At 49.4% G+C, this 14,220-nt stretch carries 10 protein-coding genes; 5 read left to right on the top strand and 5 right to left on the bottom strand.

Annotated features, from left to right (window positions below):
- The first annotated feature begins 54 nt into the window (after nucleotides 1–54).
- On the top strand, nucleotides 55–756 hold the full coding sequence (locus NQ510_RS12975; protein ID WP_005825354.1) for a porin family protein: 702 nt from the start codon (nucleotides 55–57) through the stop codon (nucleotides 754–756).
- 169 nt (nucleotides 757–925) lie between these two features.
- Here NQ510_RS12975 and NQ510_RS12970 read toward each other — a convergent pair whose 3' ends face one another.
- The 5 genes from NQ510_RS12970 to NQ510_RS12950 all read right to left on the bottom strand — a co-directional run bounded on the left by NQ510_RS12970 (nucleotide 926) and on the right by NQ510_RS12950 (nucleotide 4,531).
- A complete protein-coding gene (locus NQ510_RS12970; protein ID WP_005825355.1) occupies nucleotides 926–1,387 on the bottom strand; it encodes a DUF4293 domain-containing protein in 462 nt (153 codons plus the stop codon).
- Nucleotides 1,387–1,722 carry a DNA-directed RNA polymerase subunit omega gene (locus tag NQ510_RS12965; RefSeq protein ID WP_005825356.1) on the bottom strand — a complete coding sequence of 112 codons (336 nt, stop codon included), beginning with the start codon at nucleotides 1,720–1,722 and terminating at the stop codon, nucleotides 1,387–1,389. Before NQ510_RS12965 ends, NQ510_RS12970 begins: the two co-directional genes overlap by 1 nt.
- A gap of 24 nt (nucleotides 1,723–1,746) precedes the next feature.
- Nucleotides 1,747–2,565, bottom strand: coding sequence for an outer membrane protein assembly factor BamD (locus NQ510_RS12960; protein WP_005825357.1), 819 nt, complete (start codon nucleotides 2,563–2,565; stop codon nucleotides 1,747–1,749).
- A gap of 189 nt (nucleotides 2,566–2,754) precedes the next feature.
- Nucleotides 2,755–3,180 carry an amino acid-binding protein gene (locus NQ510_RS12955; RefSeq protein ID WP_005825359.1) on the bottom strand — a complete coding sequence of 142 codons (426 nt, stop codon included), beginning with the start codon at nucleotides 3,178–3,180 and terminating at the stop codon, nucleotides 2,755–2,757.
- 52 nt (nucleotides 3,181–3,232) lie between these two features.
- On the bottom strand, nucleotides 3,233–4,531 hold the full coding sequence (locus NQ510_RS12950) for a phenylacetate--CoA ligase family protein (RefSeq protein WP_005825361.1): 1,299 nt from the start codon (nucleotides 4,529–4,531) through the stop codon (nucleotides 3,233–3,235).
- A gap of 116 nt (nucleotides 4,532–4,647) precedes the next feature.
- Here NQ510_RS12950 and uvrB point away from each other — a divergent pair, with 116 nt between their 5' ends.
- The 4 genes from uvrB to NQ510_RS12930 all read left to right on the top strand — a co-directional run bounded on the left by uvrB (nucleotide 4,648) and on the right by NQ510_RS12930 (nucleotide 14,218).
- The gene (gene uvrB, locus NQ510_RS12945; RefSeq protein ID WP_005825363.1) at nucleotides 4,648–6,708 is read left to right on the top strand and encodes an excinuclease ABC subunit UvrB; all 2,061 of its coding nucleotides are present in this window, start codon (nucleotides 4,648–4,650) and stop codon (nucleotides 6,706–6,708) included.
- An 87-nt stretch (nucleotides 6,709–6,795) separates the two neighbouring features.
- Entirely contained in the window at nucleotides 6,796–7,851 is a 1,056-nt protein-coding gene (locus NQ510_RS12940; protein ID WP_005825365.1) for a linear amide C-N hydrolase, read from the top strand.
- Between the two features lie 132 nt (nucleotides 7,852–7,983).
- Nucleotides 7,984–11,283, top strand: a complete 3,300-nt coding sequence (locus NQ510_RS12935; RefSeq protein WP_005825370.1) for a UvrD-helicase domain-containing protein — start codon at nucleotides 7,984–7,986, stop codon at nucleotides 11,281–11,283.
- A 43-nt stretch (nucleotides 11,284–11,326) separates the two neighbouring features.
- Nucleotides 11,327–14,218: a PD-(D/E)XK nuclease family protein gene (locus NQ510_RS12930; RefSeq protein WP_034525445.1), complete on the top strand. Its 2,892-nt coding sequence runs from the start codon at nucleotides 11,327–11,329 to the stop codon at nucleotides 14,216–14,218.
- Nucleotides 14,219–14,220 lie beyond the last annotated feature (2 nt).

Genomic DNA, 14,220 nt, shown 5'->3' with positions numbered 1-14,220 from the left:
CCACTATATAACTATCAACTTGTAGCCTGTAACTCGTAACTTATAACTTATAACATGAACCTGAGAACAATCATCATATTCGCCCTGCTGGTGTGTGCATGTATATTGCCCCTGCATGCGCAGGTGGGCGAGCAACGCCACAACTTCGCTGTGGGCGTCAATGGAGGCATCAATCTGAATAGCGTAAGCTTCTCTCCCTCTGTCAAGCAGAAGAATCTGATGGGTATCAACGGCGGTGTAACAACCCGATACATTTCCGAAAAATACTTCAGTATGATTTGCGGTGCACAAATCGAGCTGAACTTCTCACAACACGGTTGGGACGAGTATTACGAGGACTATCCCACACTGAGCTACACCCGCACCATGAACTATGTGGAAATACCGTTCCTGGCGCATCTGGCATTCGGCAAGGACCGCGGTTTGCAATTCTTCATCCATGCCGGTCCGCAGATAGGTTTCCTGCTTGGCGACAGCGAAAAGATAGACGGCGACTGGGACGGCACTGTAGCAGAATCCTACACCAACATCACCGTGGAACAGCACGGCAAGGCCATAGACAACAAATTCGACTACGGCATTGCAGGTGGAGCAGGCATAGAGCTGCGCACCAAGGCAGGCAATTTCATCGTAGAAGGAAGATACTACTATGCTTTATCCGATTTCTATGGTAGCACCAAGAAGGACTTTTTCTCACGCTCCGCACACGGAGTCATTACGGCCAAGATAACTTATCTCTTCGACTTGAAGAAGTAATGCTTATAGGAAACACCCGTTTCCACACGTAGGAACGACAATTTCCTCTAATGGGAACAGTATAATGGAACGACTGTAACCTCAAGAGGAAACGATAAAAAAGGCAGACCACGTATTCCGAATGAAATACGTGGTCTGCCTTTTGTTATTATCAAGTAGATAAACCTTCTTATCTTCTTAAACGGTCTGCCGCCTTCACCATCACCTCATCTTTGTAGATGGCACGGAAGGCCAGATAGTTGAGGATGATGGCTACCACCGGAAGGCAAAGCGCCCATCCCAACTGGAAAGTCATTGCATCCAAATCACCCTTCAAAATAAACATAAATACACAGAAGGCTATGTAGTAGCCTATCAGCAGAATGCTGCTGAAAATCGTCATGCGTATTTGCAACATACGGTTACGGAAAAGGAATATCGTACAGAAGGCAACAAGTGCACTGAGCAACAATATCCCGAACAAGCCCCAAGTAGACTGAAATCCTCCGTCGGCCAAAGCCACTCCCAGAGGTTTGAAAACATGTGCTGTCACTCCGTCCGCTCCGATGAACTGTCCTACAGGCATGCAAATTGCCACAACCAACAGGATAGTTACCAACAACAAATAAACAGATTGAATACGTTGTATCATTACTGTAATTTTTCTTTTTCCTTAGCCGGGTTACGATAGTAAATCTTACCCTCCACATACTCTTGCGTTGCAATCAATGTCGGCTTCGGCAGTTTTTCGTAATAGCGGGAAATCTCAATCTGTTCCCGGTTTTCGAACACTTCTTCCAAATTATCATTGTAAGAGGCAAACTCAGCAAGCTTTTTGGAAAGGTCATTCTTGATTTCCACACTAATCTGGTTGGCACGTTTTCCGATAATCGCTACGCTTTCGTATACATTACCGGTATCCTCACACAACTCCATCATATCACGGGTCACCGTAGTAGTAGGAGCATTTGTCTTTCTGTAATCCATAAATTTATCTATTGTATTATTATATTATTGCTCTTCACTTCCTTCTCCCAGCATTTTCTGTGCTTCCTTAAAGATTCGGTCGACTTCCTTCATATACTTACTTTCGGGGAACTCATTTTTAAAGGCATAACATTCATCCACCGCTTCACGGTAACGTTCGGCTCTTCTATCTTCCACACTATACACAGCCAACTCATACTTGGCACGCAAGATAAGAATGGATAAATCTTCACGTAGGTTGGTATAGGGATAATCCTTCAAAGCATTCTGCGCAGTGATAACGCAAGCCTGATAGTTGTTGCCCAGATAATTACCCATATTATAATAAAGTTTTGCAGACAGATACTCCTTCATCACCAGCTTGTCCTGCAAGGCAAATATCATGTTCTGCGCTTCTTCTTTCTTGGAGCTTTGCGGGAAGTATTCCATAAACATCTGCAACTGCTGGATGGCGCTATACGTACCGGATTGGTCCAAACGCGGCTCCGGAGTATCCAAATATAGAGCTTTACCGGCATGGAAACGTGCCAGTTCAGTGAATGTGCCGCGGGGATAAACGTTGTAGTATTGAATGAAAGTCTGCGCAGCAGTCTGATAATCCTTTTGGTTATAGTAACTCATGCCCAGCATATAGAGGGATTCCTCCGCCTTATCAGTACCTTTGAGAATGGCAATCAATTCATTGAGCAAAGTAGCAGCACGGTTGTACTGGCCTTTTGCGAAGTAATTTTTTGCCGCTTCGTACTTGTATTCGTAATCTGTGCTTTTCAGCAATTTGTTGTATTCTCCACACGAGGAGAGCAGCAATGCTGCAAGCAGAGTTATTAGGATGTTCTTCTTCATTACTTTTGTTCAAATAATGCGCAAAGATAGAGGTTCGCATCGAATAAAGCAACGATACGAGCCTTAATTTTTCAAAAACCAGACGAACGGGCAGGAATTAGGGATGAATGGTGAAGGATTAGGGATTAGTGACTGTGCTATCAACTGCATAGTCCTCATCCCTAATCCTTCCTCCCTAATCCTTCGTTTTCACAGTTTATAGAGTTCGCTTGCCGCCAGCAAATCGACCTTTTTTTCTGTCAATACACGGATACAGTTATCCATGTCGTTGGGACGGATGATGACATTGGCCGTTTCACCATTGGCAAAGGAATACATGTACTCGATGAACACGCCTTCATCGGAGAGGAAACGGAGCACTTTCGCCAATGAGCCGGGGATATTGGGACAACTGATGCCTACTACATCCGTTACGTTCACTGCGAAGTGATTATCTTTCAAAGCCTTATATGCTTTATCCGGTTCGGAAACAATGCCACGAAGGATACCGAAATCGGCATTCTCTGCAATACATAGAGCAGAAAGGTTGACACCTTCTTTTGCAAGAACTTCAGTCACCTCTGTGAGGCGACCGGACTTGTTCTCCAGAAAAATGGAAAGTTGTTTTGCTACCATAGGTTTATTTACTATTTGACGATTTACGATTTACCATGTACAATTTGGCGATTTACAATTTGCGGTTGTCGATGACGCGCTTGGCTTTGCCTACGCTGCGCTCAATACTGCGCGGTTCTACCAAACGGACATCTACGCCGAGACCGAGTACGCTCTGCAGGCGGGCCACAAGCTTCTTCTTCAGAGCCAGCATCTTGTTGATTTCATCGGAATAGTATTCGGGACGAACCTCAACCTGCAACTCCATGGTGTCGGTATTGTTCTTGCGGTCTACCAGCAAGAGGTAGTGAGGCTCGAACTCCGGCATTTCGAGGATAACGGACTCTATCTGCGTGGGGAACACGTTGACACCACGGATAATCAGCATGTCATCACTACGTCCCAAGATGCGGTCCATACGAACCAGTGTACGTCCGCAGGAGCACTTATCGTAGTGCAGGGCGGTGAGGTCCTTGGTACGGTAGCGCAACAGCGGCATCCCCTCTTTGGTAAGGTGAGTGAACACCAATTCGCCGGTTTCTCCAGGGGCAACCGGTTCGAGGGTCTTCGGGTCTACAATCTCGGGGAAGTAATGGTCTTCATTGAGGTGGGTACCGTGCTGGCACTCGCATTCGTAACCTACACCGGGACCGGCAATCTCACTAAGCCCATAAATATCAAATGCCTTGATACCCAGCTTGGTTTCAATATCCCGACGCATACTTTCGGTCCACGGCTCGGCGCCGAAAGCTCCCACTTTCAACTTAAACTCTTCACGGGGAAGACCGGAGTCTTTGATGGCATCTGCCAGATAGAGGGCGTATGAGGGCGTGCAGCAAAGTACGGTAGAACCGAAATCATGCATCAGTGTAATCTGCTTCTCCGTATTGCCGCTGGACATCGGGATGACGGAAGCGCCGATATTCTCGGCACCGGCATGCGCACCCAGTCCGCCGGTAAAAAGTCCGTAACCGTAGGACACCTGGAAAATATCCGAGCTACCGGCACCATAGGCGGTAAAGGCCCGTGAAAGGCATTCGGACCATGCTGAAAGGTCTTTTCGGGTATAGCCTACCACAGTGGGTTTTCCGGTTGTGCCGGAAGAGGCATGAATACGCACAATCTGGCTCATAGGTACGGCACAGAGGCCGAAGGGATAATTGTCCCGCAAGTCGTACTTGGTAGTAAAAGGCAGTTTTACAATATCATCTATACTGTTTATGTCATCGGGAGTAACTCCCAGTTCCTGCATTTTCTTACGATAAAAAGGAGTGTCATGATACACACGCTCCACAGTCTTTTTGAGACGAATGCTCTGGATTTTACGAAGGCTTTCGCGATCCATGCATTCGATGCTTTCATTCCAAATCATGTTCTTCGTTGTATTACAATTATTAATGGTTGTTATCAATATAGCTGCAAAGTAAACAAAAAAATTTTGTTTATCTCAAAGATTTTACCGAATATTGCCGCTCCTAAGAAGAGAAAATGAACAAATTCGAACTGACATCCGCTTACCAGCCCACCGGTGACCAGCCGGAGGCCATCGCACAGCTGACCGAGGGCGTGCGCGAGGGACTTCCCGCACAGACACTGCTTGGTGTCACCGGGTCCGGAAAGACATTCACCATAGCCAACGTCATTGCCAACATCAACAAGCCAACGCTGATATTGAGCCACAACAAGACGCTGGCTGCCCAGTTATACAGCGAGTTCAAGGGATTCTTCCCGAACAATGCCGTAGAATACTATGTGTCCTACTACGACTACTATCAGCCCGAAGCCTACCTGCCATCATCGGACACCTATATAGAAAAAGACCTCGCCATCAACGACGAGATAGACAAGTTGCGCCTTGCCGCCACCTCTGCCCTGCTTTCGGGCAGGAAAGATGTAGTGGTGGTATCCTCCGTTTCGTGCATATACGGCATGGGGAATCCGGCAGACTTCTACAACAACGTCATCGAAGTACAGCAAGGCAAGAATTTCAGTCGCAATGTCTTCCTGCGACGCTTGGTGGACAGTCTTTATGTACGCAACGACATTGACCTGAACCGCGGCAATTTCCGCGTGAAAGGCGATACGGTGGACATTTATCTGGCTTACGCCGACAACTTGCTGCGCGTCACCTTTTGGGGAGACGAGGTAGACAGTATTGAGGAAGTGGACCCTATGAGCGGCGTTACCGTCGCCAAGTTCGATGCCTACAAGATTTATCCCGCCAACCTCTTCATGACCACCAAGGAAGCCACGTTGCGTGCCATACACGAAATAGAGGATGACCTTCACAAGCAGGTGCAATGGTTTGAAAACGAAGGCCGCCCATTCGAGGCCAAACGCTTGCAGGAACGGGTAACCTATGATATGGAAATGATACGCGAATTGGGACATTGCTCCGGCATTGAGAATTATTCTCGCTACTTTGACGGACGTGCTGCCGGTACCCGCCCCTACTGCCTGCTGGACTTCTTCCCCGAAGATTTCCTGATAGTCATTGACGAAAGCCACGTCAGCGTCCCGCAGATACGTGCCATGTACGGAGGTGACCGCGCCCGCAAGATAAACCTAGTGGAGTACGGATTCCGCCTGCCGGCTGCCATGGACAACCGCCCGCTGAAATTCGATGAATTCGAAGAGATGGCCAAACAAGTGATTTACGTCAGCGCCACACCGGCAGACTATGAGCTGATGAAATCCGAAGGCATCGTAGTAGAACAAGTCATCCGCCCGACGGGACTGTTAGACCCCATTATTGAGGTGCGTCCCAGCCACAACCAAATAGACGACCTGATGGAAGAAATCCAAGTACGCATCGAGAAGAACGAGCGTACCCTCGTCACCACCCTCACCAAACGAATGGCTGAAGAACTGACGGAATATCTGCTGAACAACAACGTGAAGTGTAATTATATCCACAGCGACGTAGACACTTTGGAACGTGTGAAGATTATGGGTGACTTGCGCGAGGGCGTTTACGATGTACTTGTTGGTGTCAACCTGCTGCGTGAAGGACTCGACCTGCCTGAAGTCTCTCTCGTTGCCATTCTCGATGCAGACAAGGAAGGTTTCCTTCGTTCCCACCGCTCACTGACACAGACTGCCGGACGTGCCGCCCGTAACGTGAACGGTATGGTCATCATGTATGCCGACAAAATAACGGACAGCATGCAACTGACCATCGACGAGACCAACCGCCGTCGCGAGAAGCAGTTGAAGTACAACGAAGAGCACGGCATCACACCACAGCAAATCAAGAAAGCCAAGAACCTCAATGTGTTTGCCACCAACGAGGCTTCCGGCGAAGCCGTCCTCAGCAGCGAGAAGTTCACTTCCAGCACTCCCCGCCCCTATGTGGAACAAGAAAGTACATCTACGATGGCTGCCGACCCTATAGTACAGTACATGAGCCGCAAGCAACTGGAAAAGAGTATCGAACGTACCAAGAAGCTTATGCAGGAGGCTGCCAAGAAACTCGATTTTATCGAAGCCGCACAGTATCGGGACGAGGTGCTGAAGATGGAGGAATTGCTGAAAGAAAAAGACGAGTAAGGGATTTCCCCTCTTTTTCTCAAACTATACTCCCCTCCTTTTGTTATTCTATGAAACAGAGTATTAATTCATAAAGACAAAAGCGAGATGAATAAACCAATAAAGACAATAGCTGTTGCACTGGCTGCCATAGCCTCCATGAGTGTGCAACAAACAGAAGCGTGTACCCGAGCCACCTACATCGGTCCTGACAATACAGTCATTACAGGACGTACGATGGACTGGAAAGAAGACCTTATGAGTAACATCTATGTATTCCCAAGAGGCATGCAAAGGGCAGGCTACAACAAAGGGAATACAGTGAACTGGACTTCCAAGTACGGTAGCGTCATTGCCGCCGGTTATGACATAGGTACCTGCGACGGTATGAACGAGAAAGGTCTGGTTGCCAGCCTGCTCTTCCTTCCGGAGTCCGTTTACCACCGCCCGGGAGACAACCGCCCGATTATGGGCATCAGTATCTGGACGCAATACGTACTCGACAATTTTGCAACCGTACGCGAAGCTGTGGATGAACTGAAAAAAGAATCCTTCCGCATTGATGCACCAGACCTGCCCAACGGAGCCGCTTCCACCCTGCATCTGGCCATCACAGATGAAACCGGAAACACGGCTGTCCTGGAATACATAGACGGAAACCTTGAGATACATGAAGGCAAGCAGTATCAAGTAATGACCAACTCTCCCAAATATGAACTCCAGCTGGCTATCAACGACTATTGGAAAGAGGTAGGCGGGCTGAATATGTTGCCGGGAACCAACCGCTCCAGTGACCGCTTTGTACGCGCATCGTTCTACATCAATGCCATTCCGCAAACAGCGGATGCAAAGATTGCCGTACCCAGTGTATTGAGCGTAATGCGCAATGTTTCTGTACCGTTCGGTATCACCACACCGGACAAGCCCCATATCTCCTCCACCCGTTGGCGTTCTGTATCCGACCAGAAGAACAAAGTATATTATTTTGAGTCCACACTGACCCCTAACTTGTTCTGGCTCGACCTGAAAAAAATCGATTTTAGCCCGAATGCAGGAATCAAGAAACTCTCACTGACAAACGGAGAAATCTATGCCGGAGATGCCATAAAGGATTTGAAAGACAGCAAAGGATTTGTATTTCTTTTCCAGACGCCGGTAATGTAGCACAGCCCCTACACATAGCCCCTCAATAATGGATGCTTCCCACTTCTTTCTATAAGAGAAAGCAGGGAAGCATTTATTTTTCTCATTATTTTTGTGTACGTTTGCAGATACATACTCAATGCAGCAATTTACATGGAATTATTAGTATACAAAGCCTCTGCCGGCTCAGGCAAGACCTTTACGCTGGCTGTGGAATACATCAAGCATTTGATAATCAATCCACGCGCCTACCGGCAGATACTTGCCGTAACCTTCACCAACAAGGCTACGGCAGAGATGAAGGAGCGCATACTGACACAGCTTTACGGTATCTGGAAGGGAGCACCTTCTTCCGAAGCATACTTGGAGAGAATTAAAAATTATAAATTAAAAATTAAAGAAGAAGGCGGGGACGGATTGACGGACGGGGAGATTCGTCAACGGGCCGGCATGGCACTGCAATACATGCTGCATGACTACAGCCGTTTCCGCGTGGAAACCATCGACTCCTTTTTTCAATCTGTGATGCGCAACCTTGCCCGCGAACTGGAACTGAGTCCTAACCTGAACATAGAGCTGAACAACAGTGAAGTGCTGAGTGATGCCGTAGACAGCCTCATCGAGAAGCTTACCCCCACTTCTCCCGTGCTGGCATGGCTGCTGGACTACATCGACGAGCGCATCCGCGACGACAAACGCTGGAACGTATCGAATGAGGTGAAAAGTTTCGGACGAAACATCTTCGATGAAAGCTACATAGAACGCGGCGAAAAACTACGGCAATGCCTTCGTACTCCGAACACGTTGAAACTCTACCGGGATGTGCTGCGCGATATGGAAACCGAGGCTCTGGAACAGATGAAAAGTTTCTACGACCAGTTTGAAGGCGAACTGGAAGGGCATGCCCTCACTCCCGAAGACTTGAAAGGAGGTGCCCGAGGCATCGGCAGTTACTTCCGCAAACTGCGCGACGGCAGACTGTCTGACAAAGATGTGCTGAACGCCACCCTGCAAAACAGCCTGGCAGATGCAAAAAACTGGGCAACGAAAACATCCTCACGGAAGGACGACATCATCTGTCTGGCAAAAACCAGCCTGATACCTCTACTGCAGGAAGCCGAAAGAATGCGTCCGCAACGCAACCGCACCCTGAACAGTTGCCGTCTCTCGCTCCAGCATCTCAACAAACTACAACTCCTCAACCATATTGACGAAGAGGTACGTACACTGAACCGAGAACATAACCGCTTTCTACTTTCGGACACCAACGCCCTGCTGCACAAATTGGTGCGCGAGGGTGACTCTTCGTTCGTCTTCGAGAAAATCGGCGCCAACATACGCAACGTCATGATTGACGAATTCCAGGACACCAGCCGCATGCAATGGGACAACTTCCGTCTGCTGTTGCTCGAAGGACTTTCGCAAGGAGCTGACAGTCTGATTGTGGGAGATGTGAAGCAGTCCATCTACCGCTGGCGGAACGGGGACTGGGGAATACTGAACAGCTTGGGAAATAAAGAATTAAACTTAAACTCCTTCCCCGTCCGTGTGGAAACCCTAAAAACAAACCGGCGTAGCGAAACCAACATTATCCGTTTCAACAACCAGGTATTTACCGCTGCCATAGACTACCTCAATGCATTACACCTGAACGAACTGAAAGAGGATTGCCTACCCCTGAAACGCGCTTATGCCGACGTAGTGCAGGAATCGCCCAAGAGCACGGAGTACGGCTACGTAAAAGCCACCTTCCTTGAACCGGACGATGAACACAACTATACAGAGCAGACCCTTCTCGCTTTAGGAGAAGAGGTGCAACGGCTGCTGGAAGAGGGCGTAACACTGAATGATATCACCATCCTTGTCCGCAAGAACAAGAATATCCCGCCGATAGCCGACTATTTTGACAAAGAACTGCATCTTTCTGTCGTGTCCGACGAAGCTTTCCGTCTGGATGCCTCCCTTGCCATCTGCATGCTGATGGATGCCCTGCGCTGCCTATCGAATCCGGAGAACAAGATTGCGGAGGCTGCGCTGATGGAGAATTACAAATTACAAATGACAAATGACGAGCAGTCGGGATTCATCATAGCCACTCCCCTGCCCGAAACCTTTACCTCCCGACGGGAAACGCTGCGCTTGATGCCTTTGTATGAGTTACTGGAAGAACTGTTCAGCATCTTCGGCATGAGCCGCATTGAAAAGCAGGATGCCTACCTCTTCTCCTTCTTCGATGCTGTGACGGAGTATCTGCAAAGCAATTCTTCCGAACTGGACAGCTTCATCCGCTACTGGGACGAAACCCTTTGCAGCAAAACCATCCCCAGCGGTGAGATGGACGGCATACGCATCTTCTCCATCCACAAGTCCAAAGGACTGGAATTCCATACCGTACTGATTCCCTTCTGCGACTGGAAGCTGGAGAACGAAACCAACAACCAGCTGGTGTGGTGCGTCCCACCGGAAGAGCCTTATAATGCCATCAGCTTAGTGCCGGTGAACTATTCCACCACCATGGCGGAATCCATATACCGGCAGGACTATCTGCACGAACGTCTTCAGCTGTGGGTGGACAATCTGAATCTGCTGTACGTGGCCTTTACCCGTGCCGGCAAGAACCTCATCCTCTGGAGCCGGAAGGAACAGAAGGGAACCATGTCCGAACTCCTTGCCAACACCCTGCCCCGCATAGCCAAAGACGGAGCAGGCAGTTGGGACGAAGAGGCTGCCATATACGAGAACGGCAGGATTTGTCCCTCCTCCGTCCCCGTCTCACAGCATGACGCAGACAACCCTGCTGATGACGAAGCCAAACCTCTATGCTGCGAACGTAAACCTCTATACTGCGAACGTAAACCTGAGGTTTATGAACAGCAACCGGTCAACAGACTTTCGCAAAAGCCGGTCAAACTGCCCGTCCACATGGAGAGTATGCTCCACGACATCGAGTTCCGGCAATCCAACCGTTCGGCAGACTTCATAGCAGGAGTAGACGAAGCAGAGTCCAGCTGGCGTTTCATCAACCGGGGACGTTTGCTGCATACCCTATTCTCCGCTATCGAAACCGAAGAAGACATTGACAATGCCATCAGCCAGCTCGTCTTTGAAGGTGTGATTGGACGGAGTGAGACGGAAGAAGAAATACGCAATCTCACCCAACGCGCTTTCTCCCTGCCTCAAGTCAAGGACTGGTATTCAGGAACGTGGCAGCTATTCAATGAATGCGACATCATCTGGCAGGAAAACGGTGAACTGCGGACACGCCGCCCGGACCGCGTGATGATGCGTGGCGAAGAAATCGTAGTGGTGGACTTCAAGTTCGGAAAGCCAAACAAGAAGTACAACAAGCAGGTGCAGGGATACATGCAACTGCTGGTCCGCATGGGGTATGTCGCAGAAAATATACGGGGTTACTTGTGGTATGTAGAGGAGAACAACATAGAACCGGTATAACTCACTCCCCATCCACTATTAATTATCAATTATCAACTAAATCATGGAAACATTCCTCCAACTGGTCGCCCGCGACCTTTACGCCAAAATAGGAAACGACCTCTCGCGCACCGCCATCGTTTTCCCCAACAAACGTGCCAGTCTGTTCTTCAACGAATATCTGGCAGCTGAAACGGACCGCCCTTTGTGGTCGCCTGCCTACGTCAGCATCAGCGAACTGTTCCGGCAACTCTCTCCATTGAAGTCCGGTGACCCTATCCGCCTGGTATGCGAACTGTATAAGGTGTTCCGCGAAGAGACCCGCAGCGAAGAAACTCTGGATGACTTCTACTTCTGGGGAGAACTGCTCATCAGCGATTTCGATGACGTAGACAAAAACCTTGTAGATGCCGACAAACTCTTCAGCAACCTGCAAGAACTGAAGAACATTATGGACAATTACGACTTCCTCGACCAAGAACAAGAAGAAGCCATCCGCCAGTTCTTCCAGAACTTTTCCATAGAAAAGCGCACGGAGCTGAAAGCCAAATTCATCTCCCTCTGGGATAAACTGGGCGACATCTACCGCCACTACCGCCGCAATCTTACAGAACTGGGCATCGCCTACGAAGGCATGATGTACCGCAATGTCATGGAGCAACTCGACACCGACCGACTGCGCTACGACCGCTATGTATTTGTCGGCTTCAACGTGCTGAATAGAGTAGAAACCCGTTTCTTCCAGCTCTTGCAGGATGCCGGAAAAGCAATGTTCTATTGGGATTACGACGTGTTCTACACCCGTCTTCCCCTTGAGCAAAAGCCGCCCTATACCCACGAAGCAGGCGAATTCATCCTCCGCAACCTAAAGCTGTTTCCCAACCAACTGCCCGAAACTTCTTTTGATGTACTGCGGAAACCCAAGAACGTACGCTTTATCTCCGCTTCTACCGAAAATGCACAAGCCCGCTACTTGCCGCAATGGATTAGGGGGAATGAAGAATTAAGAACCCCTTCTTCATTCAAAGACACTGCCGTTGTCCTTTGCAACGAATCCCTACTGCTTCCCGTCCTCCACTCCATTCCGGCAGAGGTAAAGAACGTCAACATCACAATGGGATTTCCCCTTGCCCAAACTCCGGTGTACAGTTTTATCAACGCCCTTGTAGAGCTACAGACTACCGGCTACCATGCAGGTACCGGACGATACATCTACGAAACCGTAATCACGCTGCTGAAACACCCTTACACCCGGCAACTTTCCCCCAATGCCGAAACACTGGAAAAACAGCTTACCCGGGACAACCGCTTCTATCCCCTTCCCTCGGAGCTGAAGCAGGACGCATTCCTTGAACAAGTCTTTACACCACAGAACGGCATCGCCGCCCTATGCAGCTACCTCACCGAACTGCTTCGCGAAGTGGCCGTCCTCTACCGCCAGGAAAAAGACGTGGAAGACATCTTCAACCAGCTGTACCGCGAGTCTCTGTTCAAAAGCTACACCCTCGTCAACCGCCTGCTCAGCCTGATAGAGACCGGCGAATTGAGTAGTGTGCGCACAGACACGCTGAAGCGACTGCTGAACCGCTTGCTTACCTCTGCCAACATTCCCTTCCACGGAGAACCCGCCATCGGCATGCAAGTAATGGGGGTGCTGGAAACGCGTAACCTCGATTTCCGCAACCTCATCATGCTCTCCCTCAACGAAGGGCAATTGCCCAAAGCCGGAGGCGACTCCTCCTTCATTCCCTACAACCTGAGGAAGGCCTTCGGCATGACCACCATAGAACACAAGAATGCCGTCTATGCCTACTACTTCTACCGCCTCATCCAACGGGCAGAAAACGTCACCTTATTATATAACATCTCTTCGGACGGACTGAACCGCGGGGAGATGTCCCGCTTCATGCTGCAATTCCAGGTAGAGTCGCCGCACAACATCTCCCTTGAGTACCTTGAAGCCGGACAATCTCCACAGCAAGCCCGGGAAATTGAGATTCACAAGACACCGGAGATGTTGCAACAGATGTTCGACGCCTACAACATCCACCAACGTCCCAAAGCGTTCTTCTCCCCCTCTGCCCTCAATGCCTATCTGGACTGCCGCCTGAAATTCTACTACCGATACGTAGCCGGCCTGAAAGCTCCCGATGAAGTAAGCGCCGAGATAGACTCCACCCTCTTCGGCACCATCTTCCACCGTTCCGCCGAACTGGTGTACAACGAACTGACAGCCAACGGACGGGAGATACGTAAAGACGACCTGGAACAATTACTGAAAGACGATGTTCGCCTGCAAGCCTATGTGGACAATGCTTTTAAAGAAAAGTTCTTCCATGTGCCCCTTACGGAGCAACCGGAATATAACGGTACGCAGCTTATCCATTCCAAAGTCATTGCCTCTTACCTGCGCCAGCTTCTGCGCAATGACCTGCAATATGCCCCGTTCCGTATGGAGGGTATGGAACAGGACGTCAGAGAAATGATGGAAATAGATACTCCGCAAGGAAAGCTTGCCTTACAGATAGGCGGTACCATCGACCGCCTGGACAGCAAAGGAGACACGCTACGTATCGTGGACTACAAGACAGGCGGTACTCCCAAGACTCCTGAAAATATAGAACAACTGTTTACTCCCGCCGACAACCGTCCCAACTATATTTTCCAGACGTTTCTGTACGCCGCCATCCTCTGCCGCAAGCAATCGCTGAAGGTAGCCCCTTCCCTACTTTACATCCACCGGGCAGCTTCCGAAAGCTACTCCCCGGTCATCGAAATGGGAGCGCCGCGACAACCCAAGGTACCGGTCAACAACTTCGCTTTCTTCGAAGACGAGTTTCGCGAACGGCTGCACGGACTCCTGCAGGAGATATTCAGCCAAGAAGAAACATTCAGCCAAACAGAGGATACCCGGAAATGTGAATATTGCGATTTCCGCAGTCTGTGTAAGAGATAAAA

It is taken from the genome of Bacteroides uniformis (genome assembly GCF_025147485.1).
Classification (GTDB): Bacteria; Bacteroidota; Bacteroidia; order Bacteroidales; family Bacteroidaceae; genus Bacteroides; species Bacteroides uniformis.
Note: the sequence above shows the minus strand (reverse complement) of the source record. Positions and strands in the feature narration are given on the sequence as shown.

Coding starts and splice junctions, on each gene's coding strand:
- NQ510_RS12975 (WP_005825354.1), top strand. CDS start 55: ATGAACCTGAGAACAATCATCATATTCGCCCTGCTGGTGTGTGCATGT.
- NQ510_RS12970 (WP_005825355.1), bottom strand. CDS start 1,387: ATGATACAACGTATTCAATCTGTTTATTTGTTGTTGGTAACTATCCTG.
- NQ510_RS12965 (WP_005825356.1), bottom strand. CDS start 1,722: ATGGATTACAGAAAGACAAATGCTCCTACTACTACGGTGACCCGTGAT.
- NQ510_RS12960 (WP_005825357.1), bottom strand. CDS start 2,565: ATGAAGAAGAACATCCTAATAACTCTGCTTGCAGCATTGCTGCTCTCC.
- NQ510_RS12955 (WP_005825359.1), bottom strand. CDS start 3,180: ATGGTAGCAAAACAACTTTCCATTTTTCTGGAGAACAAGTCCGGTCGC.
- NQ510_RS12950 (WP_005825361.1), bottom strand. CDS start 4,531: ATGATTTGGAATGAAAGCATCGAATGCATGGATCGCGAAAGCCTTCGT.
- uvrB (WP_005825363.1), top strand. CDS start 4,648: ATGAACAAATTCGAACTGACATCCGCTTACCAGCCCACCGGTGACCAG.
- NQ510_RS12940 (WP_005825365.1), top strand. CDS start 6,796: ATGAATAAACCAATAAAGACAATAGCTGTTGCACTGGCTGCCATAGCC.
- NQ510_RS12935 (WP_005825370.1), top strand. CDS start 7,984: ATGGAATTATTAGTATACAAAGCCTCTGCCGGCTCAGGCAAGACCTTT.
- NQ510_RS12930 (WP_034525445.1), top strand. CDS start 11,327: ATGGAAACATTCCTCCAACTGGTCGCCCGCGACCTTTACGCCAAAATA.